Below are 26,466 nucleotides of genomic sequence, written 5' to 3'. Positions count from 1 at the left end.
GCTTGCTTCTGTTAATATATTGGCAGGGAAAAAGATTGCCTCAAAAAAGTCTTCCCAAATAAATCTAGCAAGAACAACGTTCTTTCCAAGATAATCATCCCCCTTGGGTGAAATCTTTTGCGCAACATCTGGAACCTCGACTTGTTTTTTAACAGTGCTACAACCAATAACCACCAATACTAACACTACCATAATAAGTATTGGCAATAAGCTTCTAAGTTTTCTTTCCATTTTTTTCTCCTTTAATGGTTTTTGTTGACGCGCAGAATTTCGCCTAACGGTTTGGCTATGCGTAGTGCGGGATTTCAAGGCACTTCACTGTTCGCTTACCGTAAAGTTTGTTTAATGTAATTACTTTCATATTAGCACTTCCCCCGCATTACGTATAGCTTTTGTTGTAGCCAGTTGTCCTATATCTTAAATAACTTTTCTTTTTGCGAAAGAGATAATATTCTATATTTATCGACATCAACATCTTCTGGCAATTTATCTCTTAATACTGGCAATACGTACTGGCAATTAATATTTGAAACTATTTCATTTAAAAGACTGGTGATTTGATTGTCGTGAACATTTTCAATCTGGTCGTGTAATATAAAGTGTAGACAATTTATCCCTAATTCATCAGCAAATTGAATATAAGCCAAATCAAAAGCTGCAATTTGTCCTTTTTTCTTTCCAGTTCCAGGGTTACCACTAATAGTCGATATGTTCAATTCAAATCCTTTCTCATTTTTATCATAACTTAATACAAATTGCTCTCCATACAATTTTTGAGAAATTGAAGAAAAGTACTTATTGAAAATGGTTATTCTTTCGTTTAACAAATCTTCTTTAGAAGTAATGTTTTTATCAATGCTATTTAATTCACCTTTGTATTTTTCAATATTGCTAATCGTCTGATTCCAGAGTCGTTTTTGTTCTTCAAGATTTCCTTTTTGCTCGTAATATTTATTTAATTCTAAAACAATTTTTTCCAATTCTTCCAAAGCACCAGATTTCTGTAATAATTCACTTAACTTTTTCTCTTGTGAAATTAAACTTTTAATCTCTTGATTTATATTTTTAATTTGGTTTTCAATACCAGGTAGTTCTTTTGTTATATAATTCTTTTTTTCAATTAACATTTCATTGTGAAATTTTAAAGTATCTTCAAAAGATTTCTGTAAGTCGGGGACTAATATTTTTGCCTCAGAATATAAATATTTTATTTGTTCTACATCTATATTAGCTATTTCTTCCTCTAATTCAACTTTACTTTCTAAAATTAAATCTTTACGTAATTCCAGTTGACTGATTTGTGTAGAAAGCCTATTAATTTTAGCCTTAATGTGATTAAGTTTTTCTAAGTCTGATTCGTAATCTTCATTTAAATTAAACTGAGCCTTTTTCTTTTCTAATTGTTCTATATTCCGGTTGATGATAATCAATGATTGTTCAATTTGGGAAAGCGTATATTCTTTTTTTAATCTTCGTTGTAAGTCTTCTTCTATTTTAATCAATGAATGTAATTGTTGTTTCCGTTCTGCTTCATCTATTGGTATACCTAACCAGAAAAAATATAATGCCTCATACTCTTCGTGTTTGGTTGTGGGGTGTAGAACTTTTATAGTATTTATAAGTCTTGATTTTTCATCTCTGATATTTTTTGCAATAATTTGGCGAAAAGTTGGTTTAGGACTTTTTGAGTTAAAAATCAACTCTTTTAACTTTTTGAGAAAATCTTTATTATTGAAACGTTCACCATTTATTTCTTGTATTTTATTTTTACTAGATAAAAAATTTCTTCGAATAACGATTTCGTTTGATGCTTCTAATTCTAAATCCTCTTTTAATACCAATGTGATTATGACATTGTTGTTTTTTAAGAAGTTTTCAATAATTGTGTTACTTCCTTTTTCTTTGAACTCAGGGTCTTTATAAATATTTTCTCCTTTCCCTCCTAAACAAAAATCTATTAAACGCAATACTGTTGTTTTGCCAACATTATTACCAGATTCTTTTCTGTCTGATGTTTTTGTCTCATCAATAATCAAATTGATTCCTTTATGGAATTTAATTTTTCTTACTAATGTGTCATTTTTGTGAATATATAATTCTTTTAAAAACATTTTATAAGCCTATTTTTGTCTTTTTTGATAGCACCCAATAAATACAACCAGTCTAATGATAATGAGTATAAATTAATAGTTATGTCCTTTTCCTTTCTTTTTAGGGAATTGAATACATCAAAAAAATCAAACTCAGTGTTGTCATAACTTTTTAATTCATTCAAAACTAACGCACTGATATAATAGATTTGTTTTTTTGGATTTATATCTTTGCCTAAAATCATAATTACCTTGGTTCTTCTAATATTTTACATCTCATAAAAGCATCAACCATAATAATTGGTAGTGCAATGTAAATGTCATCTGTATTTGATTGATTTTCATCAATTAATTGCCAAAGTTTTTCCTCTACCGACTTAAAAATCTTGTCTGCATTATTTTGAATCATTTCTAATTCATTCCTTTCCCCATTTACAAATTCACCCTTAGCTTTTAAATATAGATTCTGAATAATTCTCAATAATTTTTCCTTCCTAAAGGATCCTTGTTTTTCCAATTCACTATAAAGGGGATTTAGTTTCCCATAATATTTACTACAATCTTCAATTATATACCTATACTCTTTTATTGAGTTGTATTCTATCTTTTTATCAATATTAAAGGTTTCTAGCGAATAATTATCAAGATTATCTTCAAGTTCGATAGAAGCAATAGCATTTATAGCTTGATTTAAAAGAGTTGATTTTTTGCTTAACTGCTGCTGGCGACATTTATTTTCGTGGTCTCTCTTCCATTTTTTTAGTAAATCAACAGTATATTTTCCTTCATTTTTTTTGTTGTCAATAATACTATGACATTCATCACATAATAAAATAAGATTATCATAATCTCTTCTTTCGTCATCTGTCATATTTGGATTAAATCTAGGACCATTAGGACTTACAGCTTCAATATGGCATATTTTACTTACTATTGTGTCTCCATCTCTTGCAATCAATTTTCTGTCACAATCGGGATTTGCACATTGGTTACAAGATAGAGTATCTAGTTTTCTAATTGTCGATTTTTTATATTGTCTTGCTTTATTTCCCATATTGCAAAATTATTTTTTTTATAAAACTATTGTCAATTATTTCTATCATATCACTTTTCTTTCTTCAATTGGCTACAACGGAGAGTATAAGCGTATTGCGGGTTTTTGGAACACTTCACTTTCAATTTACACCGAATTATATTAATAGTTATATCATTCATAATAAGTACTTAAGCCCACATTACGCTTATACATTGTTGTGTGCTGCCCTTTTTAGTATTTCGTGTTAGTTTTCCCATTCTTGATAATTGCAACCATATAAAAAATTTGAGCAACCCCAAAATACCCATTGTCTGCCGTTTGTTGTGCCGCTTCGTTTGACAAGGTCTGCTGTTTTGCAACGAGGGCATTTTCTTATTTCCGTGTCATTGTCCTCCAATTCTAATTCTGCTATAAATTTCGATTTGTAGGAACTATCTGCAATGAAATAAACATTTTCTTTTGCTCTTGTCATTGCAACATAAAACAGTCGTCTTTCTTCTCCGTTTTCATATTGGTCTGCCTCACTCAAAAGCAGGTTTAATAAATACAGCGTCATCTGACATTTCAGATGGAAAACCGTGCTTACCAGAGTTGCAATTTATTATTATTACAATATCTGCTTCTAGTCCTTTTGCTTTGTGAACTGTAAGGTACTATGCAATTAATTCTTTTTCCGCTCCCTCTTTTGTCCTTGTTCTGTATGAGATAAAACCCTCTCGCTTGTCAATACGGAAAATGTTGTTTTCATTTTTTATTCTGTCAATGTCAAAGTTGTATCTGCCAAGAATAAAAATCTTTTTGTTTTCAATGTTATTTATTCCAATTAATTCATCAAAAATTTCTTACAAGGTATTTGTATCATCTTGATTGTCTGAAATTGAATATTTAATTTGATAAGTTGTACTTTTCGAATTGGAAGTCCCTCGTAATTCTTTTTTTGCTTGGTTTGGATTTTTTTGGATGAACTCACTTGATAAATTTAACAGCGGATTATGGAAACGATAAGTAGTTTCAATTTTTGATTTCACTGTGAAGCCGAAATATTCTTCAAACTCTTTGAATAAGGCAATATCACTACCGCTAAACCGACAAATTGATTGCCAGTCATCTCCGACACAAAAGAGTTTACAAGCGGGATTATTTTCCTTGATTGCTTTTACAAGTTTATATCTGTCTATTGAAATATCCTGAAACTCATCAATGATTACATATTTGAATTCCTTATTGTATTGGCCATTTGTGATATATGTCGTAGCCTTGTTAATCAGATCACTGAAGTCAATCTCTGGGATTGGTCTTATTTCTTTTAAATGATTTTCATAACGTTCATAAATAGGCTGAATAATTTCTATGAATAATTCATTACGCTGTCTGTGGAAACTATCTTCGGTATCATCATTTCTTATCAGCAAATCATCTATTGTATAATTATTTGATTTCATCAGGGAATGAATGTTTGAAATAATGTAATGAAGTTGTTTACTTTATCTTCCGCTGCGTTATTAATTATTTCCCAAATTTCTTGGGGAGTTTTAGGCGTTAAAATTATTCCTGCTTCAGTTAGATTTTTAGTTAAGTTTTCAAAAAGCGTGCCCTCTGCCATTTTATAACTGAAAGTTTCAATTAAAATAGTTCCGTGCCTTTGGTGTAAATTTCTTGCCCAATTTATTTTACTGTTGTATTCACACTTGGCTTCTTCGTAGGTTTGACCGTCCTTTGTAAACCACTGAGGAATATCACCGTTTCTTGAGATGCCAAAGTGTTCAAGATAAATTCTTGTTCCATTTTGGTAAATTGAGAAGTCAGGTTTATACTGCCTCCGCTCCATATCGGCAGTTTTAATTTCATATTGTTCTTCATATTTGTAATCAATGGAATTGAACAAAAGAAAATTTGCAATCTTGCATTCCTCAATGCTCTTTACAACTTCCATCTTGTAAGTCATTCTCCCTCTAACAGGAACTTCCTTTAATTTGTAAGTTCGGAAATTTTGGTCTTTGATGTATTGAATGTAGTCACCTTGATTTTCAAATTCAGATTGTGCTTTTGAAGGTTTTAAAAATACAGTAAAGTATTTCGTGACTTTTCGCAAATAATTTTTATTCTGAAGTAATTCATTAAAATATCTTGTAAGTAGTGGTCGGAATTGGCTCTCATCAAAAATACTTGGCTGTCTGCCTTCAACTTCGGCAATAATGTCTTTCCCGAATTTGTGAAAAGTTTTTGCTTCTACTCCATCAATTTTTATTCTGTCATTTAAATTCTGTGCAGATTTTCTTGTGAATGAGATTAAGAGTATTTCGCTTGGGCGAACTTTATAGCGGTCAATTACATAATTAACTTTTCCTATTGTGGTAGTCGTTTTTCTCGAACCCGCACCTGCAATAATAATATTGTTGTCTTCATCTGTTACAATCGCTGTTCTTTGCTGAAGATCAAGTTTTCTCCCCTTAATATTGTCGAAAAAGCGGCTGTAATTTTTTAGTTCTTCCTTTACAAAATTTTTGTTGTGTTCCGTTCTCAAACTTTCCGATGAAGAAAAATATTTGAGGAAATTTTTGATTGTTTTTACTTCTTCACTTTCAAGTTGAATGTTCTCAAATGGCTTGTCTTTTATCTCTTTGTAAAGTATGTCGTTTTGTGTTTCCCAAACTGTCAGTTGGTAATTTGTGAAATAACCGTTTGTATAATCAAGATGTGCGTAAAACTGTCTTACAGCTTTTGAAATGCTGTCAAGTTTGGATTTGAAGAAGGCAAAAAGTTTTTGTCGCTCTTCTTCTTTTTTTCTTTTCTGCTCCTTATCCCACCGATAATATATAAGTCCTGCAATTGTAAGTCCTGTTAAGAGTAAAATAATCACAGTTGTATTTTCCATCTGTCATTGTCGTTTAAAGTTGTCGGTATCTTTAAATACTTTTGGATTATTTGTCCCAATATTCTCACAAGTCCAAATCATTCCTAATCTTACAAGTGGTGATTTGTCATTTGAAAAACTAATAATCAAATCCAAGTAATCACTAATCAATGAAAAGTCAGAACGACCAATACGCCCCAAAGCAAATAATGCATTCACTCTTATTTTTTCATTTTTACTATCAAGATTTTTAATAATTTCTTCAATAGAATTTTTGTAATAATCAAGTCGATTTATGCCTACTTGTCCAGCTGTCCAACAAGCAAATTCAACTAAATCTTCATTATCGGATTTTAAGAAGTCTATCAACTGTGGAATTATTGATAAAACACTCTCAGCATCTTTAAATCCAATCCGTGATGCAAACTTTAATGCTTTTAGTTTTTCTTTATCATCCCCTTGTTCAAATGTCTCTTTTATTTGGTCAATTGTCATTATATTAATCCTTAGTTAATAATCAGATTTTTGCTGTTTGCACTGGCTCTTCCGGTTGCCGCTAACGGTTGACAATATGGCCAGTAAGGGGTCGCGGACGATTTTATATCAGGCTACAAGAAAAATTGTAGCGGACTACAAACCTTCATATGCCTCTGAAACCCTTATTGGCTATATTGTGTGTTGTGCCGTCGTGTTTTTGTTATATCATTTTTTTTCTCCATTGCCTTGCTTTTCAATTCTTTTGGCATTTTTTCAATTGCATATCGTAATGCTGTACGAGGCATAATAGATTTATTTTTTATCACATAATCAAATATTTCTCTTTGATTCGCTTCACTGGCAGCTTTTAACATCCATCCATAACCTTTTTGAACTAAATCATCTTTATCTATTAGCAAAATATCCGCAATTTCTAGTATCTCGTTGAGAAATTTTCCCTTTCTGGCTGGTTTAATCAAAGTTACTGATGAAGCTCGGCGTAGCCATTTATTATCCGATTTAGCTAAGTCTTTTAACCTTACTAAATACTCAGGATACATTTCAATAAATTCACCAATCGTATGATTACATAATGTATCACACGAAGCCCAATTATTTACATAATCATTTATCCATTTCTCAAATATTTGAAAATCCCCTGGTTCATATTTTTTATGAATATAATAAGACCAATTGCATGCAATAAATGATTCTTCAATAAATCCTGATTGCCATAAAATCTCGCAGAGGTCAAATATTTCTGATTTTGTTTTAAAATCAATCAGTTTAAAATACTCCTTACTAATCTTGTTTACAATTGAAACCTTGACCCCATAAAACTTTATCTTTTCTTTGAAGAAATTTTGACTTGTCGCTTGAGTTTTCTTGTCAATAGAATGTTCTAATTGAGTTCGAATTTTATTTATGATATTTTCCATTTTGAACTCATTGTTTATCTGCGAAACGGTTTTCTTAGCATGCGGCACAACGTCTGTATATCACCCATTGTTGTTATCCTATTAATTTGGAGTAATAACATCAATTATTGTTATTTTTACTTTAGAAGTCATTAGTTATCCTTACCCAAACGTCTATAGGATTATTAATTTTATCTATTGCTTGCTTGGAAACATGAGTTTATATCTCAGTTGTTTTAGAGCTATTATGTCCTAATAATTCTTGTATATATCTAAGATCGGTCCCCTGCTCAAGTAAGTGAGTTGCAAAACGCTCCGAATCAATATCCGATGTTTTTAGATTTATAAGCTCGCTCCTTTTTCTGTATTGTAATCAAATACCTGAGTTTATCTTCGTTTAACAGTATATAATAATCTATAGCAAAAGAAAACAAAAAAGTTAAATGCACTTTCAATTTTTCTTTCTTTTTCTGGGGGGATGGGTGTTTTTTTGTGCGAGTATATCGGAAGGAAACTTTGGAAGCATTTTTAATAGCTATCAAAAATGATGCCGTAAAGTGTATGGAATAGGAGAATCCATCATGTTTTCTTCCACCTGGAGGCAGTGTGGAGGCTCTTATGAGCCTCCACACGTTCGGTATAAAAAATATCAGCATGAGTTCTTGACCATGAGTACGCCTTTATCAAGAATATAGTTATATGTTCCGATTATATAATAGGATGCGCATTGCAAAGATATTTTTTCTTATTGCTGTTTTTTTTACTTCTCTTTGTGTATTTTCTCAAGAAAATGGATTTGTGCCTTTTGTGTCTTCTATAAAGACTTCTGTAAAGGGTTCGCAGATAAAGATTCTTTGGAAGGATGCCTCTAATCTTTCTGGTGAGAAATACAGGGTTTACCGGTCTACTGAGAGGATAGGAGACTCTTCTTTTTCTTCTGCGATTCTTGCTGGTGTTGTTGGCGAGGATGTAGAGTTTTTTATAGACAATCCTCCAGAGTCCGGGGCTTATTACTATGCTGTGCTTGTGGTGGATGAGTACGGAACAGAGTACCAGATTTTTATTCCTTTTAGAAATACTAGCATAAGCCCTATAGAAATAAATGTGGAGCAGGCACAAGAGGAGATTACTCCGGCAGATGTGCTTTCTTTTTCTGCAAAAGCAGAGGAAAAGTCAGTAAGGCTGAGTTTTAAGGCTTCCCGCTCTGACAGAAATCTTGTTATATACAGGAGCACAAAGCCTTTTACTTCTCCGTCTTCTATAGAGTCTGCTACAAAGGTTACGGAGATAGCTAGCTCAGAAACAAGTTATACCGATTATCCTGTCCCCGGGATAGATTATTACTATGCTATTGCAGATGAGTTGAGTACGGAGATAACATTTTTGGCAGGGAAAAATACTATTCTTGAGCCCGTCAAGATTGCACTGGAAAGAACAATAATAAGTCTCCCAGAAACACCCGGAAGCAATCTGAGGGAAGCACCTCTTCCCAACTTTACTCCTAGCGTGGGGCGTTCTGCAAAAGAAGATATGCCCAGGAGACAGGCAATATCGGACAAAACAGAAAAAAGCGTAAAGAATATAATATCTTCTCTGCCTGTCTTCAGACCTGTACTACCGTCTCCTGAGCTGCTTCCAGAAGAACGGGATACATCGCTTGCAGGTACTGCGGCATCTCTAAGATCCGTAGTATCCAATATGACAAAGACAAACGATTGGGAGCCAATAGAATTGCAGCTTTACAATCTGCTTGCTACGACTTCTGATAAGGACATAGAGATGCGTGTTTATTTTTATCTGGGGCAGGCTTTGTTCTTTGAAGGGAAAAGAGAACAGGCTCTTCTCAGTTTTCTTATGGCACGAGAAGCATATTATCTCAGGACAAAAAAATGGATTACTGCAATTCTCAATCCGGAAGCCCTTTCCCAACCGTTATCTCAATAGCAAAATCAATTGTGGAGTCTGGTTCTAAAGGGATGACAGGACTAAGACAGTACGCCTGAGTCAAAGACTTATCTTCCATAGTATCTTTTATGATTTTATATCTTGTTTGCACAGGGTAAGAAAACCTTATGTTAAAATTTCTTATCTTTCTTTTGCTGGCAACATTGTACAGACTGATATCATCCGCAATAAAGGCTCTATCTTTGCTCAATATGAGCTCTGATGATTCTTCTCCATTTTTTATATGTCCCAGCCAGCTGTATGCAGGGGGAAGAAAAAAGCTAAAATCAGGTGAAAAAAACAGTTTTCCTTCTCCCTTATGCTCAAGCGTATAAATAACAGAGAAACCTGTTTTTAAAAAAACATATTTTTTGGATAAAACAACATAGGATTTTTTCTTTGTTTTTCTTATCTCAGCTTGTGCTGAGAACAAAAGCTCCGCAGAATCGCTGCTATACTTCTTGATATCATAAATAGTCTCTGAAAAACCCGATATATCATGCAGATCTTTAGAATTTTCTACAGGGGCATTATCATATATCTTATCTTCCGCAAAAAAACGCGGAGTTCTATAGCTGTTATTTTTGGTTCCTCCGTTTAAGACAGAACATACAGCCATAAAATTCCATGAAAACGGCAAATAATCCAGCTCAAATACACAAGCTCCTTTTTGTTTTATGTAAACATTAAGTTCATTTCCCTGATACAAGAACTCATCCCTACCGTCAAAGTCAAAATCAGTTTTTACAACAGAAGGCATAAAAATGCCTTTTTCTCTAGTGTTGTTTTCCGCATCCAGCAGAGCAGAATAAGCGGCAAATCTAGCTACAGGGTCTCCTATGCCTCCAGGCATATTATTGGTATATACATGGCCGGAAAGCCCGCGTAACAAATCCTCCTTGGCAGTTTTTTTTCTGGAGCGGTCACGGCGTATCTGCTTAACAAGGGTATTTACGTACTGCATCTTGGAGTACAAAAGCCGTGCCTCTTCTCTCCTAGAAATATAGTCTCCAGAGTAAACCCCTGTACTCTTGCCTGATTTTGTAAGAACAAGCTCCGGTAGGTGCAATGCTGTGTAGTCCATATGAGATTTTGAGAAATCCCTGGGCAGGGTAAGAGGAAGGTCTGTTTTATTTGATAGAAAATCAATAAAGCCTTCCCACCATACTAGCCTTTTCTTCTTATCTGCAACAGATAGCCCAAGCCAGGAAGATGTATCTTCTAACAGAATAAGCATACTGCCTGTTTTCACTCTTGAAGCAAAGAAAGCAAGAAAGTCATCGTATCTTGAAGAATAGGTATTATCCGGAAGACGAGTAACATAAGGAAGCAGCTTTAAAGTTTTGCCGTCATGCTCCGTAATATAGGGTTTAAAAATATCCGCAGAACCGATACCAGCATAAACAAGATGAGAATCTGGGAATAGGACATAATCCATCCCGGCAGTAGAAAACACAGGTACTATCTCCTGCGACCATACACCATGTCCCAAAAAACAGCCCCTTGGTCTCTTACCAAACTCCTGTCTGATAAAAGTAGTAAGCTTTTCTATACCTGCAATCCTCTCCGGTCTTGGAACAAAAGGCAAAAGCGACTCGTAAAAACATCCACCAAGAATCTCTATCTGTTTTCTATCTGATATCTCACGTATCACATTAAAAAAAGCTCCGTTTTCCGGCTCAAGCATCTCAAGCAGAGCACCCGAATAATACACACACAGGGGAACATTTCTGCGTGCATATATCTTGGAAACAAGAGGTTTTATAATATTGCTATAATAATCGGATATTACAGTGGAATCCGTACCATAAGGAAGAGAATGCAATAAGCCTATGATAAGATTAAAATTATCAGGAAACAAAATCCCCTCCCATCATATCTCCCCCCATACGTTTTTACCCATACAGTATACTCCATGTATCAAATATTGAAAAGCACAAATATTTTTGAGACGATATACTAATATATAGCACAACTTATGACAAGAAAAAATACAATAAATCACAATCTTAACGATTGTAAAACTAAAAAAAAAGCTGCCATGCTTTACTTTGAGATTTTTTTATACAGCTGCACCCACTCTTTTGCGCTCATTTTCCCAGCAAGTTCTTCAATAAGCTTATAAGGGATTTTGGAGCCATTTTTAAACCTTATACAACTTTTCCCCATATCCAGCTTATAATCACAACGTTTATTCCACTCCGATACAAACCAATCCATAAGCCTATCATCTGCATATATTGCCATATGATAGACACTTATATATCTCTTTTGAGCTGCTATACTTATATAAGGCAACAATTTATCACCTGCAACATGATAACCTTCTGGAAAAACGTCCTTAGATACTACATAAGATATCATACCATACTGCATAGTTTCTATAAAACCTATGTCAAGACTACGCTTTATAGAATCACGCAGTCTAACAAAAGCATCTTTCCAGACAGGATCAATCTGTTTTATATATTCATCAGGATTAGATGCATTGTATTGCATAAGGATATGATAACCTATCACTACCCAAAAATCAAACAAAACAAATAAATTATACCGAACGTCGTCCCTGCACCCATATAGCAAAACAAAAAAGACAAAGGCGCAGGGACTCCTGCCAACGGCTAATAAGAAGCAAAGTCTTGAAAATAACTCTCAAGAACCTAGGCCAAAGGCAGCACAGCCCGCGATTATATGCGGGCTGTGCGTTCGGTATAAAATAAATTTCTTTTAGAACTTGAGATGCACAAGGGTCTTGCCAAAACCGCCCTCCTCCGGACGTGCAAAGTCAAAACTCTCCACAATAGGGTTGGTACGCAAGAAATCACCAATGCCTTTCTGCAGTACTCCTGCACCTGTCCCATGCACAATTGCAAGCTCCCTAAGCCCAGCAACAGCTGCACGCTCAATATAAGCAGAAACTTCCATAAGTGCCTCCTCTAGCCGCATCCCCCGTACATCCAAAACCTGAGGCACAGCAGAATCCATATCAGCCTCAACAAGAACCTTGACAGACTCCTGCTTTATCTTCTCACTCTCCCCTGCACCACGCAAGTCAGAAGCAGGAATAACCATCTTGAGACTGCCAAACAAAACAACCCATCCCTTCTTATCGCGTCCCACAATCTCCCCCGTCCTCCCAGTAAGCCTATGGATAACCCTCATACCTACAGAAAAATCAGAAGTTTTAGAAGGAAGCCTTTCGGCAGAAAGCGCCTGCTCCTCCTTCTCAAGCCGCGCCTCTAGCCTCTTGGCAAGCCCCATAAACGCAGCATAATCCTCAGAATCCACAGCAGCTGTACCTGTTTCTCTGCCAAAGCGGAGAGTATCATTTTCCGCACTATATACACCTCTGGACACATCTCTGCCAACATCCCCTTTTTTGCTGTCGTAAGAGCCACTATCTGTCTCTCCTGCTTTTCTCTCAGAGAAATATTCCCCATTTTGCATCGCCCTTGCATTAAGAGCCTTCTCAGCTTCCCTCAACCTTTTTACAAGCGCCTCTCGCTCTCTTCTGACCTCCGCAAGAAAAGAACGAAGCTCAACCAACCCTTCTCTGCGCAAGACCCGCTCACGCTCTTTTACCCGCTCCAGCCTCTCTGCAAGCTCCATCTCTATGGCGGCAAGAGCTTTTTCCCTTTCCTCAAGCTTTTTTGCAAGCTCAGAAAGCTCAGTCTCACGCTCCTGCACACGCCTCAACAGAGCGGAAAACTCGCTCCCACCCTCCGCGAGAATCCCCTCTGCAGCACACACAACAGAATCAGGAACCCCCATACGACGCGCAATCACAAGCGCATAACTCATACCAGGAAGACCGCGAGTAATAGTAAAAAGAGGCTTAAAATCCCTCTCATCAAAATTAACACTCGCATTAAAAACTCCCGGAGTAGATGATGCATAGACCTTAAGATAATCGACATGCGTCGTAGCAAGGACAAAAGCACCGCGCGCACGCAGTTCCTCAAGAACCGCAACAGAAAGCGCACCCCCCTCCTGGGGATCAGTACCAGAACCAAGCTCATCAAGCAAAACAAGCTCCCCCCCCCTGCATGCAGAAAGAATCTCCGCAAGACGCTTTGCATATGCAGAAAAAGTAGAAAGAGCATTATCAAGAGACTGCTCATCTCCCAGAGCAACATGGACAGAAGAACACACAGGAAGAACAGTCCCCTCACCAGCAGGAACCTCCATACCAAATTGATGCATAAGCACACACAAGCCAAGAGTCTTTAAAAAAACAGTCTTACCACCTGCATTGGCACCGGATAAAACACATATCCGGCTATTCTCATCAAACTCAAAATCAACAGGAACACAGGAAGAACCAAGAAGAGGATGCCTCAGAGCCTTCCCGGCAAACCTAGAACCAGGAGAAGCAGGTACGCAGTCATGTACAACACCATAGCGAGCCTTTGCATAAGCAGCATCCAAACGACCCAAAACATCCCTTGCATCATTAAGCTCGGGCAGTACAGCCCGCAACCGCTCTGTAAGCTCTGCAAAAAGCTTATTGACAACCTCTTTGTAACGATTCTGCTCAGAAACAAGAAGATTATTCTGCTCTACAATCTCAAAAGGCTCAATAAAACACGTAGCCCCGGAGTCAGACACCTCATGGACAATCCCCTTTACAAGAGAACGCCTGGAAGAAACAACAGCAAGAACAGTACGACCCTCCCTCTGAGTAGGCACAAGAGAATTAAAAGCACCCTCAAGAGAAGGATTCTTAAGATAAGAAGAAGCAATCCTCTCAATCTCCGCAGAAATCCTGCGCATACTCTGCCTTATCTCCGCAAGCTCAGGCAAAGCATCCTCCCTTACAGCAGGAGGAAACTCAAGATAACGCGAAAAAAACTCATACTCAAAAGAAAAATCATAAACAGAACCCGCAAGAGCCCTAAGACGCTCAACAGCCTCAGCAGACACAAGAACAGAACGCAGGCGGGAAATCTCCTTAAAAAAGAGCATCACAGCACACAAATCATCCAGAGAAAGCACCATCCCCGGCTTCTGAGCAGCCTCAAGAACCTCTCCAATATCAGGAAAAGCCCCAGACACAGGAAGCCCCTGCTCCATAAGAAAGCGCCACTCGGAAACAAGCTCTAACTCATCTGCAATCTCATCCTCAGAATAAAAAAAACCCTGCCCCCTCAGCCTCTCCGCCCCCTCAGAACTCATAGCATAAGAAACAACCTCATCTACAACCCTAAAAAACTCAAGACTCTCAACCGCATAACCATCCATACCAAACTCCCAAAACACAAAAAACCGAACGCGCATGGACGCTAACGCGTCCAGCGCTGCCTTTGGCAAAAAAATCAATTCATCTGATAAACAAAACGCCACACAGGAAACTCCGACCTTCCTGCAACATAAGAAACAACAGAATCCACATCCGGAACCAAAGAAGCCCTAACAAGAAAAGAAAAATCCGTCACACCAACTGCTACTATAACAACACCATCCCTGCCTGCATAAAAATCAAGAAGCTCATCTAAAAAATCAGGAAAAAAACACACAACAGCAATACGATTATCAGAAGAAGGCAAAGGCAGAGCAGCCCTTACAGAATCAAAAGAAGCCCCATCTCCAAGCACCAACCTGCTTACACCATTAACAGTAGAAAAAGAAGAAAAAAGCCCCCCATCATCTGCATAAGAAAGAAGAATAACCCTATTAAACCCCTCATCATTAAGCCAAGAAGCAAGCTTAGTAAAAGCACTAGCACCGGAAACAACAGCAACATCAACACCTTCGGAAGAGAGAGAAGAAGCAAAAGCAGAAGAAAAAACAAAACCTCTAACAGGAAGCTCAGGAAACGCACGCCTTACAGCAGGAAGCAAATCTCTACTTGTAAGCACAACAGGACCAAGCACAACAGAAGAAAAATCGCCGCTAGGAAGAGCAACAGGCTCCCCCTGACTCCAGACAACGACACGGACACCAGACCTATCAAGCTTAGACAGAAAAGTAGAATCAATCTCCTCCATAACAAGACGCGTCTGAGGACTTATAACAAAAAGCACAGAATAAGAAGAACACGAGAAAAAAAACATAGCTGCAAAAGAAACAAACAAATAAAAAGAAAAAAGCCTTCTCATTCGTTTCAGTATTAAAACACATAGAAAAAGTGTCAATATACACAGGCAGAAAACAACAAGAACAAAAAGCATAAGAATTTACATTCACATATTATTGACAGCATAAAACAAAGCACATAATATGAAAAAAGAAATCCTTTCTTAAGGAGTAATAAATGATTTCTTATAAAGATTTGGGTCTTGTAAACACAAAAGAGCTGTTTAAAAAGGCCATTGCAGGAAAGTATGCAATACCGGCATACAACTTTAACAACATGGAGCAGCTCCAGGCAATAATACAGGCCTGTGTAGAAACCCGCTCCCCTGTGATACTTCAGGTATCAAAAGGCGCACGTGAGTACGCTAACCAAACACTTCTCCGATATATGGCAGAAGGTGCAGTACAATATGCCAAGGAACTCGGCTATGAGATTCCCATAGTACTCCACCTTGACCACGGAGACAGTTTTGAGACATGTAAGTCCTGCATAGACATGGGCTTCTCATCCGTTATGATTGACGGTTCTCACTTTCCTTATGAGGAAAACATAGAGCTCACAAGACGCGTAGTAGAATACGCACACAAGTACGATGTTACTGTAGAAGGAGAGCTCGGAGTACTCGCAGGCGTAGAGGATGAGGTTGTAGCAGAAAAAACAATCTACACACGCCCGGAAGAGGTAGAAGACTTTGTGTCCCGCACAGGAGTAGATTCCCTTGCAATTGCAATAGGAACATCTCACGGTGCCAATAAGTTTAAACCAGAACAGTGCGAGAGACTCCCTGACGGACGATTAGTACCTCCACCTCTCAGGTTTGATATCCTGGAAGAGATAGAAAAGAGAATCCCCGGATTCCCAATCGTTCTTCACGGTTCTTCCTCCGTACCCCCGCAGTACGTAGAGATAATAAACAAGTACGGCGGAGCTCTCAAGGATGCGGTAGGAATTCCCGAGGAACAGCTCAGAAAGGCAGCCACATCGGCAGTATGTAAAATCAATATAGACAGCGATGGCCGTCTTGCTATGACAGCAAAAATAAGAGAAATCCTTGCTACAAAGCCTGCAGAGTTTGATCCTCGCAAATACCTAGGACCTGCAAGAGCAGAGCTCAAGGAACTCTACAAGCACAAAATCATCAATGTGCTTGGTTCTGACAACAAGGCTTAAAATATTTTTAAATTTATGGGCTGTCCTTCGACAGCCCTTTTTTTATGCAAGGAATTTTATCACTATCCTTAGCATTTCCCTATACTAATATGATGCCAGAGGCAGCAGTATGACGCTGTCGCGTCATACTGCGTTCGGTGTTTATTTTTAATAAAAAATTTACAATACATATAAAAACTGTTATATTATATAAAATATATTTTAAAGGAGAAGTGATGAGGTATAGAAAGCTTGGTAATACCGGTATAAATGTAAGCGAGATTGGTATGGGTTTGTGGGCTGCCGGAGGGGATGCATGGGGACCTACTGATGACAGGGATGTTCTTTCTGCAATAGACTATGCGCTGGATAATGGAATAACTTTTTTTGATACGGCAGATGTATATGGAAATGGCCACAGCGAAGAGCTTTTGGGTCAAGCGATGCATGGCCGCAGAGATAGGTTTATAGTTGCAACAAAGATTGGCTGGCGCGATTTTGATGGAGAAAAGGGCAGCACATCTTATACCACGGTAGAAAAGCTTATTGAGGGGGTTGAGAGTAACCTCAAAAGGTTAAAGACAGATTATATTGATGTAATACAAAGTCATATAAACTTTAGGGATCCTACAATGGAGATATTTCTGGAGGGTTTCTTAAGACTCAGGGAACAGGGTAAGGTGAGAGCCTACGGCGTGAGCACTAGCGATTTTGAATACCTTAAGGCGTTTAACCACGATGGTCAGACAAATACTCTGCAAATAGATTACAGTATATTAAACAGGACAAGTGAGAAGGATATTCTGCCATATTGTCTGCAAAATAATATTGGTGTAATAATTAGAGGAGCTCTTGCTATGGGGATTCTTACTGGTAAATATACCAAGGACACAAGGTTCCCTGATGGCGATTTCAGGCAGCGCTGGCATGATAATCCAGATGAGTATAAGATTTTCTTGGATGATCTGGATAAGGTAAAAAGGCTTAAAAACCTGGAAACATCAGAGAGAGGGCTTGCTCAGCTAGCACTTGGATTTGTGCTGGCCAATCCAGCCGTGTCTACGGTTATTCCTGGTATCAAGAATGTAAAGCAAGCAGAATCCAATATCAAAGCGGCAAACCTTCCGCCTCTTTCACAGGAAGAACTTGCAAAGATAGATGCTATTGTTCCTCCTGGTGGCGGCAGAAAAATCTGGCCAGCATAAATAAAGATGCATAAAGAAAAGAGGCAGGAAACTCCTGCCTCTTTTTTATATCAAGCTTCTAGCTTTTTAATATAACTCGTTCCTCTACTATAACGCAAAGGAACGAGAACACTATCTGCATTAATATCACAAGAAAGTACAGAATACGGACTACTCCACCTTGTCGGTTGAGGCAGCAGGCTGCTCCGTATCTGCCGCAGTATCCTGACCCTGGGAATTATCGGAGCTGGTATTTTCTTCCTCCCACCAAGAAGGATTTTCCTTAAGCTGCTCTTGTGTAGCAGTATTGATAACAGAATCAGAAGTAATATCAGTGCTACCAGAACTATACACCCAGGCTATGCCTATTACACTCAGAAAGAATATCAGAGCAAGTACCCTGGTAGTCTTTGTAAGTACGTTCTCAGACTGTACGCCAAAAACCTGAGAAGCAGAACCACCACCAAAGATACCTCCAAGTCCCTCGCCCTGCTCATCCTGGACAAGCACAATAAGAATAAGAAGCAAAGCACTAATAACAAGAAGTACGATAAAAAATATTCCCAGAATCGCCATAGTAACTCCTACTTATCAAAGGTAACAATAGGAACAAAGTTCTCTACAGAAAGGGAAGCACCTCCTACGAGAGCTCCGTCTATATTTTCCATTGCCATAAGGTCTTTTACATTGGAGGGTTTCACAGAACCACCATACTGAATTATAAGAGAATCAGCAGCAGTCTGGCTGTAGAGCTCTGCAACAACCTTTCTTATATGAGCATGCATATTATCTGCATCTTGAGGACTTGCAGTCTTTCCTGTACCTATAGCCCACACAGGCTCATAAGCTATTGTTATGTTTCTGAGCTGCTCTTCTGTTATACCTGCAAGACCTGCTCTAAGCTGCTCTTCTACCACAGCGTTTTCCTTACCTGCTTCTCTCTGTTCAAGAGTCTCACCTACACAGAGTATAACCTCAAGACCTTCTTCCAGAGCAAGTTTTACTTTCTCATTTATAAGCTTATCTGATTCCCCGTATATAAGTCTGCGCTCAGAATGTCCAAGTATGACAACCGATACGCCCAAGTCCTTGAGCATAAGCACAGACACCTCGCCTGTGTGTGCTCCCTCTCTTACAGAGGCCATATTCTGAGCTCCAAGAAGGATATTACTCCCCTTTACAACCTCGCTTACTGCCTGCAAAGCAGTAAAGGGAGGAGCTATCATAATCTTATGATTAACACCCCTTAGATTATCAACAAGACCGGAAGCAAGAGCAACAGCCTCACCTGTTGTCTTATGCATCTTCCAGTTTCCAGCGATAAAAGCCTGTCTCTTCACAACAATCTCCTATATATTTTTTGCAATACTACAGCAAAACAATCAATTCTTCAACACCTCTATTCCGGGGAGAGCTTTCCCCTCCAGAAATTCAAGCGAAGCACCACCACCAGTAGAAACATGGCTCATTTTGTCGGCCACGCCAAAAGCATTGGCTGCAGCAACAGAATCACCACCTCCAACAACAGTTGTTCCCGGACAATTGGCAATAGCCTCAGCAACCTTCTTTGTACCTTCTGCAAAAGCAGGGAACTCAAAAACTCCCATGGGTCCGTTCCATACAACAGTTTTTGCCTCAGAAATACGTGCACAAACCTTTTCTACTGTTTTCTTACCTACATCAAGGCCAATCTTACCCTCAGGTATATCAGCAGAATCCACATACTCTGGAGCTGCATTTTCGGAAAACTCGGATGCCACTACATGGTCTACTGGCAAAATAACCTCAACCCCAAGTTCCTCAGCCTTCTTGAGGAAAGAGCTTGCAGTATCAAGAAAATCTTCTTCAAGAAGAGAATTACCTATAGTGTGTCCCTGCACCTTGAGAAAGGTATAAGCCATACCGCCTCCTATTACCATGCAGGTACAGCGGGAAAGCAGAGACTCAAGAACAGCAATCTTGGTAGAAACCTTTGCTCCGCCTATAACAGCTACAAAAGGCTTTTCTGGAGCTTCCAGTACCTTGGAGAAGAAAGAAACCTCTTTCTCTATGAGAAAACCAGCAGCAGCCGGGAGATGATGAGCAACACCCTCTGTAGAAGCATGAGCTCTGTGTGCAGTACCAAAGGCATCATTGACATACACATCACCGAGGGAAGCAAGTTTCTTAGCAAAGTCGGGATCATTCTTGGTCTCTTCTTTATAGTATCTGACATTTTCCAGAAGAAGAACCTCACCCGGCTTAAGCTCAGAAGCAAGCTTCTCAACCTCAGGACCTATACAATCTGAGGCCATGATAACCTTTTTACCAAGAAGCTCTTCCAGTCTCTTGGAAACAGGAGCTAGACTAAACTCAGGTTTTTTTTCTCCCTTGGGCCTTCCAAGGTGGCTCATAATAACAAGTGCAGCATCCTGCTCAAGAATATAGTTGAGAGTGGGGAGCGCAGCCCTGATTCTTGTGTCATCGGTAATAACACCATCCTTGAGAGGAACATTAAAATCAACTCTAACAAGAACACGTTTACCCTTTAAATCAAAATCTTTAACAGTCTTGAGTGCCATAATAACCCTCCCGGCAAGAAAAAAGATAAAAAGATATCCGGGCAGCAGGTGCCCGGATATTATAAAGATAATTAGCAGTATTTTTCGAGCTTCTTCACAAGGTCAACAACGCGGTTTGAATAACCCCACTCGTTGTCATACCAGGAGAAAACCTTAACCTTGTTGCCGTCAAGCACCATTGTGCTCTGAGCATCAAAGATAGAAGAATGAGGATTGTGGATGATATCCACAGAAACAATAGGATCCTCTGTGTAAGCAAGGATACCCTTAAGCTCACCTTCAGAAGCAGCCTTCATAGCAGCATTGATTTCCTCAACAGTGGCAGGCTTCTCAAGCTCTGCAACGAGGTCAACAATAGAACCTGTAGGAACAGGAACACGCATTGCAACACCGTCAAGCTTGCCCTTGAGCTCAGGAAGAACAAGGCCTATGGCCTTAGCAGCACCCGTGGAAGTAGGAATAATAGAAACAGCACAGGAGCGAGCTCTTCTGAGGTCACTGTGAGGACCGTCGAGAATAATCTGGTCGTTAGTATAAGCATGCACTGTGGTCATAAAACCAGATTTGACACCAAACTTATCATTAAGCACCTTGACAACAGGAGCAAGACAGTTGGTTGTACAAGAAGCATTAGAAACACAGTTATCCTCTGGCTTAAGATCATCATCATTAACACCAAGAACGATAGTCTTATCTATACCGTCCTTAGCGGGAACAGTAAGAATAACCTTCTTTGCAGGATACTTCTCATTGACAAGATGATCTCCAAAACCACCCTTGGGGCTTTCCTTAGAGCGGAAAACACCTGTGGACTCGATAACCACATCGGGAGACTCACCCCAAGGAATCTGCTTTGGATTCCTTTCTGCAGTTACGCGATACTTCTTACCATTTACGATAAGATGCTCATCATCATAAGAAACCTCTCCGGGAAACTTACCCTGAGTGGAATCATACTTGAGCAGATGTGCAAGAGTCTTTGTGTTGGTAAGGTCGTTTATAGCAATAACCTCAACGCCCTTCTCAAGAGCAATCTTAAACACATTACGCCCAATTCTACCAAAGCCATTGATGGCAATTTTCATAAAATTCCCCCTCTCTAAAAGAGATGTTATAGATAAATCTTTATACAATTGAGAATATACGGCAATAAAAAGATAGTGTCAATTACTCATAAAAACAAATAATACCGAACGCGGAAACTGCGCCCGTCATACAGTAATAATGGCAGGAGCGGCACAGTTTCCGCTGCCTTTGGCAAATAGCAGAAAGAATCTCTTTTTATCACACTCCCGCCGGAGGCAGCGCTATGACGCTCTGCGTCATAGCGCGTTCGGTATAACTGGTAAAAAGGATAAAAAAGCTGTAGCATATGGACATGGAGATATGCGGCATAGACGAAGCAGGACGCGGACCTCTTGCAGGGCCGGTTACCGCAGCAAGTGTAATACTTCCCAAAGGCTTTGTTCATCCTCTTCTGCGAGACTCAAAAAAACTGAGCGCATCACAGAGAAAAAAGATGTACTCTGTCATAAAGGACTCTGCAATTGCTGTAGGGACAGGCTGGGTATGGCCGGATGAGATAGACAGGATAAACATACACAGGGCAAGCCTTCTTGCTATGCAAAGGGCTTATAAAAACATGTGCCACAAAGCAGGGCTCTGCGAAAAAGAAATTATGGTACTTGTAGATGGCAAGTGGATACCGGAGGGGATAGATAATTGCACAGCAGTTATAAAAGGAGACAGTCTGCATCCGCCCATAATGGCAGCCTCAATAGTTGCAAAATACCTGAGGGATATCTGGATGGAAGGATACAGCCTGCTCTGTCCCAACTATGGCTTTGAAAAACACAAAGGATATCCTACCCAATCACACAGAGAAGCTATTGTTAGATATGGAAGGAGCCCAATTCATCGCCATTCTTTTGCTGGTCCAGCTTCTCCATCTCCTTGAGAGCTTCCTTAAGACCGTTGACAAACCTGTAAAGGTCTTCTCTATATACCACAATCTGATCTCTCTCAAAGCCTTCACCGCTTACATCTTTTCTGCTTTCTACAAGAGCAAGAAAAAGATCGCCATACCTGTTCTCTTTTACATTAAAAAAGTACGTCCTCTTTCCGGCAAAAACCTTAGAAGAAAAAATTTCTCCTCGACTCCCCATACTCTCTCCTTCGCTAATTGTTTTTTCCTTTATAACTCAAAAAAATGCCTATTGCAAGCATTTTATGCACTAATATTGCCGGTACTCACACCAGTAGGAGAATTCTTATATTCTACCCCATCAAGACGAGACAAAAAGCCAAAAACCGTCCTCTTTATCATATCAGCTTCCTCTACATGCTGATATTGGGGCATATCTTCTGAACTCAGATAAAAGTATTCCATAGAAAGAGCCAAAATATCTTCTATCTCAGAAAGTGCTGCATCTTTATCTATTGCTTGCTCAATAAACAGATATAGAGTATTGGAGACATCGGCAAGCACACTGTTGCCATTATGCAGAGCAAGGTCAAATATGTCTTTTAAACCAAATGATATTTTATTTAATATACTCAAGGGAGAAGATGACTGCCTAATCAGCACTATATTTTCCTCAAGACCGGACAGTATCGGATACAACTTTTTTTTCATATTGATGGACATATAAACTCCCTCCTGCTTATATTAATATTAATCTAATACGCGGGAGGGACAAAATCCAGAGAAAACAGCAAAATTATCAAAAAATTTACAAGATATCCGTGGAAGAGAGCGGAACATCAAGCCCCAGATATGTTTCCATATATCCGTCCTTTATACGCTTTGCAACTATGATAATTCTTATTGAGCCGTTAGTTATTTTTAGGGTTTTAAGAGTGAAAGAATCATTAACAGAAAAAGAAGAATTATCCGCAAGTCCTCCTCCGTATATATGACTTACTACATAAGTATTGTTAGAAGTTTTCTCAACATCCATTCCCAGGAAAACAGAACAAATCTGTTCAAAAGAAAAAGACTTAGCCCTGGATTTGAGATAATCATTATCTCTTTTACCTGTAACAACATAAGAGACAAGAACTTCACTACCTCTTCTTACTATAATCCTAACAAGTGTATTGGGTTCTATAATAAAAAGTGCTTTTTGTAGACTTTTTATACTATCAATTTCAATACCGTTAACAGCCTGTATAATATCACCTTTCTTTATACCTGCCAGTTCTGCAGTGCTGCCTGGCAAAACGGATTTTACAGATACCTCCATGCCTGATTCATATAAATCCAAGCCAAGCCAGGGATGTATCACCTCCCCGCCTTTGTACAAACGAGGTAATACATAAGGAAACCAATAAGAAGGGATAAAAAAATTTATACCTTCAAAAGTTTCTATACCAGCATCAACAATACCTATAACACCTCCAGCATCATCAATAACAGGCCCACCTGAGTTTCCTGGATTTACAGGAGCATCAAGCTGTATAAGATCCCCGAGCTCAAGAAACCTTCTGTTTAAAGCCGATATAATACCCTTAGTAATAGTACTCGATAATCCCCCAGGAGAACCAATTGCATAGACAGTCTCACCCTGCTCGATACTATCTCTAGGAGAAATACTAAAAACATAGCCAGGAATATATTCTGTCTTTAATAATGCAATATCCATAAGGCTGTCGTATCCCACGACCTTAGCCGGTATTTTATGTGTTTCATCATTTGGCATCTTTATATATAGATGGCTTATTCCTTCGTTTTTGGGATCAACAACGGGTGCTATCACATGGTAGTTGGTTAGAATATATCCTTTTCTGTCAATAAAAAATCCGCTTCCTATTCTTATATCAGGCACATACATACCATTGGACACAGTAAGCCCGTTTTCTACCCATATGATAGGAACATTGGATGAAAGAACATCAGGACTAACTGGTATATCTTTTTTATCTCCATCTATAAGAACAAAATCTAAAGGGAATAAATCCTCTATATACATTTTTAGCTCGGGATATTTTTTTTGTAAGGCTATAATCCGGTCTTTAATATCTCTATCAGACAGAAACTCATCTTCTCGCATGGCATGAGAACAAAAATCATAAAGGTGCTTATAATAAGAAGCCATAACATATGGAGAAAGTCCTTGAGAATCAGAGATAAGATTATAAACTTCTTTTAAGGTATCAAAGCTGTCATTATAGGCATAAAAAGTTTGAGCAATACTAAGAGCTCTATCATAGTCAATTTTGTTTTCTATGCTTTTTTTATACTCAAGTTTTAGAGAAACCAGAGCTTTGGTTTCTACTTCATTCAGAAAAGAGGAAGTAAGTTCATGAAAGTCAGAAGGTGATGATTTAAGAGAATTCGAAAGAGAAAGTACTATCTCATTTTCTCCGTCATTCAATAGTTTCTCTATTTGTTCTTTTTTTAAATTACGTATATCAATACCATGCTTATATTCTTCTGGCATGGGCGTATTACAGGATACAAAAAAAATAAGTAGCATTGCATTGATAATTATAACTTTACCTATACAATTCCTTAAGCAGCTCATTAAAAACAATGGCACCTCCCCATTTATCCTCTGTTACCAGTTTTTTTACCTTTTCCCCTTCTTTAAATACCCATAGAAAAGACGAGTCCTTATAATCATACACCAGACTATAGTTATTATCTAAACCGTTGTAAGAACTTTTGGTTACATTCCCATCAACATCGTAGGTATCCTGTATCTCAAAAAAACCATTGCCATCAAGATCTCGTTTTCCATACTCAGGATATCCATCCTTATACCAGACCATCATGTCCCAGGAATCACCATCCAGCAGTCTTGCTCTGAGCATATTTATTTTATTACCTGACATTCTTATATTTACATATGCTTTGTTTGGCTGCTTAGAATCATATACATTTATTTCCAAAGTGTGATTTAGAATGTCGGAAACAGGAATAACAAAGGAAGGGACATTCCCTCCCCAAGGGGACAATACCCAGTTCTCACTTTGTACGGGTATTCCGTTTATGGGAATCTCAAGTGAGAGAGGTATAAGCTTATATTCTACGTGTTTTGATTGACTTATAAGTTCCACGGAGACAACAGCAGGATAAGGATCATATACTATTTTCCATATCTGCTCATCAGCATACACATACATATCCGATGGATAAGCATGTTCATAGTTTATTACAAGTTCTGGACGATTATCCTGATTTTCATCATATATCATAGTAGCTATTCCAGAATTATTTATGTCTATTTTATACTCGGGGAACATATCCATATTAGTATCCCAAGTCATGTGGTCAGTAGCATCAAAGAAGTCATAAGCCTGTTTTATCCTGTCTATATCTATTGCCTTATTTTGATATAAAGCAAGCATAAGCTCCCTCTGCCTATATCCGCCCTGTTGTAAAAAAATATTCCACTTTTTTGTATCCATGCTATCAGCAAGAAGGGAAAAAGCAGATATCAAAGAATTGCTTTCAGAAATATCAAGAGAATGAAAAATAGAAACAGGAATCAAATCAAAACTATCATCATAAAAAAACATTCCTATAAGCTGAGCTAAGTCCTCGGTAGATATCGTAGCATAATCAAAAAGCTCAGAAATAGGTACAGAAGAATAAAGTCCAGAAAAAATATAAAACCACGCATCATCTGGAAAAATAGACAAAACTACAGGGAGAACATCATTAAGCTTCTCCGTCTTGTTTAACCTTTTTAGAGAAGAAATATATATTCTGTATAGCTCAGGAGAAATGTTTTCATTCTTTTCTATCAATTTTGTTATCTCGGATACAATAAAATTATACTCTTTTTGTCTGTATAATATTTTATAATACAAAACAAGAAACTCTTCTCTCTCGTCAAAACTACTAGTATTGGATAAATCTACCGCTTCTCTCGCATACTCTCTGGCTATTTTTCCATCTGCATTAAGAATAAAAAGAGACTTTGCTGCAATAAAAAAAAGTTTGGGTTCGCGAGAGAACTCAAGGCCTTTGTTTGCCATGCTCAGTGCTTGAGAGTATTTTTTAAGCTCAAACAAATGCTCTGCTTCTTTGAGATATGATTTTGCTATGGTTTTTTCTTGTGTTTGAGAGAAAACCGGTATACATCCTGATATAAAGACAAGCAAGATACATACCGGTTTTATTAAGTTTATGGTAGACTTCATGCCAATATATTCGGCAAAAAAATAACTC

The 26,466-nt window shown here is 38.1% G+C and carries 24 protein-coding genes and 1 pseudogene; 4 read left to right on the top strand and 21 right to left on the bottom strand.

Features of this window, described 5'->3' with window-relative positions; translation table 11 throughout:
- The 9 genes and pseudogenes from WKV44_10380 to WKV44_10340 form a co-directional block, all read right to left on the bottom strand.
- The coding region (locus WKV44_10380) for a hypothetical protein (protein ID MEM5948945.1) at positions 1-231 on the bottom strand (231 nt) is incomplete at its 3' end.
- A gap of 179 nt (positions 232-410) precedes the next feature.
- Entirely contained in the window at positions 411-2,036 is a 1,626-nt protein-coding gene (locus WKV44_10375) for a DUF2326 domain-containing protein (GenBank protein MEM5948944.1), read from the bottom strand.
- Positions 2,037-2,337: 301 nt separating this feature from the next.
- On the bottom strand, positions 2,338-3,144 hold the full coding sequence (locus tag WKV44_10370) for an ABC-three component system protein (protein MEM5948943.1): 807 nt from the start codon (positions 3,142-3,144) through the stop codon (positions 2,338-2,340).
- A gap of 226 nt (positions 3,145-3,370) precedes the next feature.
- Positions 3,371-3,655 (bottom strand): 3'-5' exonuclease, encoded by a 285-nt coding sequence (locus WKV44_10365; protein MEM5948942.1) that lies wholly within the window; start codon positions 3,653-3,655, stop codon positions 3,371-3,373.
- A 313-nt stretch (positions 3,656-3,968) separates the two neighbouring features.
- Positions 3,969-4,568 carry a UvrD-helicase domain-containing protein gene (locus tag WKV44_10360; GenBank protein ID MEM5948941.1) on the bottom strand — a complete coding sequence of 200 codons (600 nt, stop codon included), beginning with the start codon at positions 4,566-4,568 and terminating at the stop codon, positions 3,969-3,971.
- Complete coding sequence (locus tag WKV44_10355; GenBank protein MEM5948940.1) at positions 4,568-6,001, bottom strand: UvrD-helicase domain-containing protein; 1,434 nt, start codon at positions 5,999-6,001, stop codon at positions 4,568-4,570. The genes WKV44_10360 and WKV44_10355 overlap by 1 nt, the downstream gene beginning before the upstream one ends.
- A gap of 3 nt (positions 6,002-6,004) precedes the next feature.
- Positions 6,005-6,475, bottom strand: coding sequence for a hypothetical protein (locus tag WKV44_10350; protein MEM5948939.1), 471 nt, complete (start codon positions 6,473-6,475; stop codon positions 6,005-6,007).
- A gap of 164 nt (positions 6,476-6,639) precedes the next feature.
- Entirely contained in the window at positions 6,640-7,395 is a 756-nt protein-coding gene (locus tag WKV44_10345) for a DNA alkylation repair protein (GenBank protein MEM5948938.1), read from the bottom strand.
- Positions 7,396-7,516: 121 nt separating this feature from the next.
- Positions 7,517-7,684 (bottom strand): annotated as a pseudogene (locus WKV44_10340) (tyrosine-type recombinase/integrase).
- A gap of 410 nt (positions 7,685-8,094) precedes the next feature.
- Between WKV44_10340 and WKV44_10335 the strand changes: the two are divergent.
- Positions 8,095-9,318 (top strand): hypothetical protein, encoded by a 1,224-nt coding sequence (locus tag WKV44_10335; GenBank protein MEM5948937.1) that lies wholly within the window; start codon positions 8,095-8,097, stop codon positions 9,316-9,318.
- Here WKV44_10335 and WKV44_10330 read toward each other — a convergent pair.
- The 4 genes from WKV44_10330 to WKV44_10315 form a co-directional block, all read right to left on the bottom strand.
- On the bottom strand, positions 9,281-11,179 hold the full coding sequence (locus WKV44_10330) for a glycoside hydrolase (protein ID MEM5948936.1): 1,899 nt from the start codon (positions 11,177-11,179) through the stop codon (positions 9,281-9,283). The genes WKV44_10335 and WKV44_10330 overlap by 38 nt on opposite strands.
- Positions 11,180-11,364: 185 nt before the next feature.
- Complete coding sequence (locus tag WKV44_10325) at positions 11,365-11,817, bottom strand: DUF1801 domain-containing protein (GenBank protein ID MEM5948935.1); 453 nt, start codon at positions 11,815-11,817, stop codon at positions 11,365-11,367.
- Between the two features lie 228 nt (positions 11,818-12,045).
- Positions 12,046-14,559 (bottom strand): Smr/MutS family protein, encoded by a 2,514-nt coding sequence (locus tag WKV44_10320; protein MEM5948934.1) that lies wholly within the window; start codon positions 14,557-14,559, stop codon positions 12,046-12,048.
- A 74-nt stretch (positions 14,560-14,633) separates the two neighbouring features.
- Positions 14,634-15,416, bottom strand: a complete 783-nt coding sequence (locus tag WKV44_10315) for a hypothetical protein (protein MEM5948933.1) — start codon at positions 15,414-15,416, stop codon at positions 14,634-14,636.
- Positions 15,417-15,571: 155 nt separating this feature from the next.
- On the opposite strand from WKV44_10315, the gene WKV44_10310 reads away from it, so the two are divergent.
- Both WKV44_10310 and WKV44_10305 read left to right on the top strand, forming a co-directional pair.
- Complete coding sequence (locus WKV44_10310) at positions 15,572-16,564, top strand: class II fructose-bisphosphate aldolase (protein ID MEM5948932.1); 993 nt, start codon at positions 15,572-15,574, stop codon at positions 16,562-16,564.
- A gap of 215 nt (positions 16,565-16,779) precedes the next feature.
- Positions 16,780-17,748 (top strand): aldo/keto reductase, encoded by a 969-nt coding sequence (locus tag WKV44_10305; protein MEM5948931.1) that lies wholly within the window; start codon positions 16,780-16,782, stop codon positions 17,746-17,748.
- Positions 17,749-17,898: 150 nt separating this feature from the next.
- Here the strand turns inward: WKV44_10305 and secG are convergent, their stop codons facing one another.
- The 4 genes from secG to gap form a co-directional block, all read right to left on the bottom strand.
- The gene (gene secG / locus WKV44_10300; protein MEM5948930.1) at positions 17,899-18,303 is read right to left on the bottom strand and encodes a preprotein translocase subunit SecG; all 405 of its coding nucleotides are present in this window, start codon (positions 18,301-18,303) and stop codon (positions 17,899-17,901) included.
- A gap of 8 nt (positions 18,304-18,311) precedes the next feature.
- A complete protein-coding gene (tpiA, locus tag WKV44_10295) occupies positions 18,312-19,067 on the bottom strand; it encodes a triose-phosphate isomerase (GenBank protein MEM5948929.1) in 756 nt (251 codons plus the stop codon).
- 42 nt (positions 19,068-19,109) lie between these two features.
- Positions 19,110-20,288 (bottom strand): phosphoglycerate kinase, encoded by a 1,179-nt coding sequence (locus tag WKV44_10290; protein ID MEM5948928.1) that lies wholly within the window; start codon positions 20,286-20,288, stop codon positions 19,110-19,112.
- A 71-nt stretch (positions 20,289-20,359) separates the two neighbouring features.
- A complete protein-coding gene (gene gap / locus WKV44_10285; protein ID MEM5948927.1) occupies positions 20,360-21,373 on the bottom strand; it encodes a type I glyceraldehyde-3-phosphate dehydrogenase in 1,014 nt (337 codons plus the stop codon).
- Between the two features lie 287 nt (positions 21,374-21,660).
- Between gap and WKV44_10280 the strand changes: the two genes are divergently transcribed.
- Positions 21,661-22,245 (top strand): ribonuclease HII, encoded by a 585-nt coding sequence (locus tag WKV44_10280; protein MEM5948926.1) that lies wholly within the window; start codon positions 21,661-21,663, stop codon positions 22,243-22,245.
- On the opposite strand, the gene WKV44_10275 is transcribed toward WKV44_10280, so the two are convergent.
- The 4 genes from WKV44_10275 to WKV44_10260 form a co-directional block, all read right to left on the bottom strand.
- Positions 22,181-22,453 (bottom strand): DUF3276 family protein, encoded by a 273-nt coding sequence (locus tag WKV44_10275; protein MEM5948925.1) that lies wholly within the window; start codon positions 22,451-22,453, stop codon positions 22,181-22,183. The genes WKV44_10280 and WKV44_10275 overlap by 65 nt on opposite strands.
- Before the next feature lie 62 nt (positions 22,454-22,515).
- Complete coding sequence (locus tag WKV44_10270; protein ID MEM5948924.1) at positions 22,516-22,935, bottom strand: hypothetical protein; 420 nt, start codon at positions 22,933-22,935, stop codon at positions 22,516-22,518.
- Between the two features lie 85 nt (positions 22,936-23,020).
- Positions 23,021-24,814 carry a S1C family serine protease gene (locus WKV44_10265; protein ID MEM5948923.1) on the bottom strand — a complete coding sequence of 598 codons (1,794 nt, stop codon included), beginning with the start codon at positions 24,812-24,814 and terminating at the stop codon, positions 23,021-23,023.
- Positions 24,786-26,438 carry a tetratricopeptide repeat protein gene (locus WKV44_10260; GenBank protein MEM5948922.1) on the bottom strand — a complete coding sequence of 551 codons (1,653 nt, stop codon included), beginning with the start codon at positions 26,436-26,438 and terminating at the stop codon, positions 24,786-24,788. Before WKV44_10260 ends, WKV44_10265 begins: the two co-directional genes overlap by 29 nt.
- Positions 26,439-26,466: the final 28 nt, after the last annotated feature.

It is taken from the genome of Spirochaetia bacterium 38H-sp, assembly GCA_039023545.1.
In the GTDB taxonomy this organism is placed as follows: domain Bacteria; phylum Spirochaetota; class Spirochaetia; order Winmispirales; family Winmispiraceae; genus Rarispira; species Rarispira pelagica.
The sequence above is the reverse complement of the archived record's forward strand: the minus strand, read 5'-3'. Positions and strand labels throughout refer to the sequence as shown.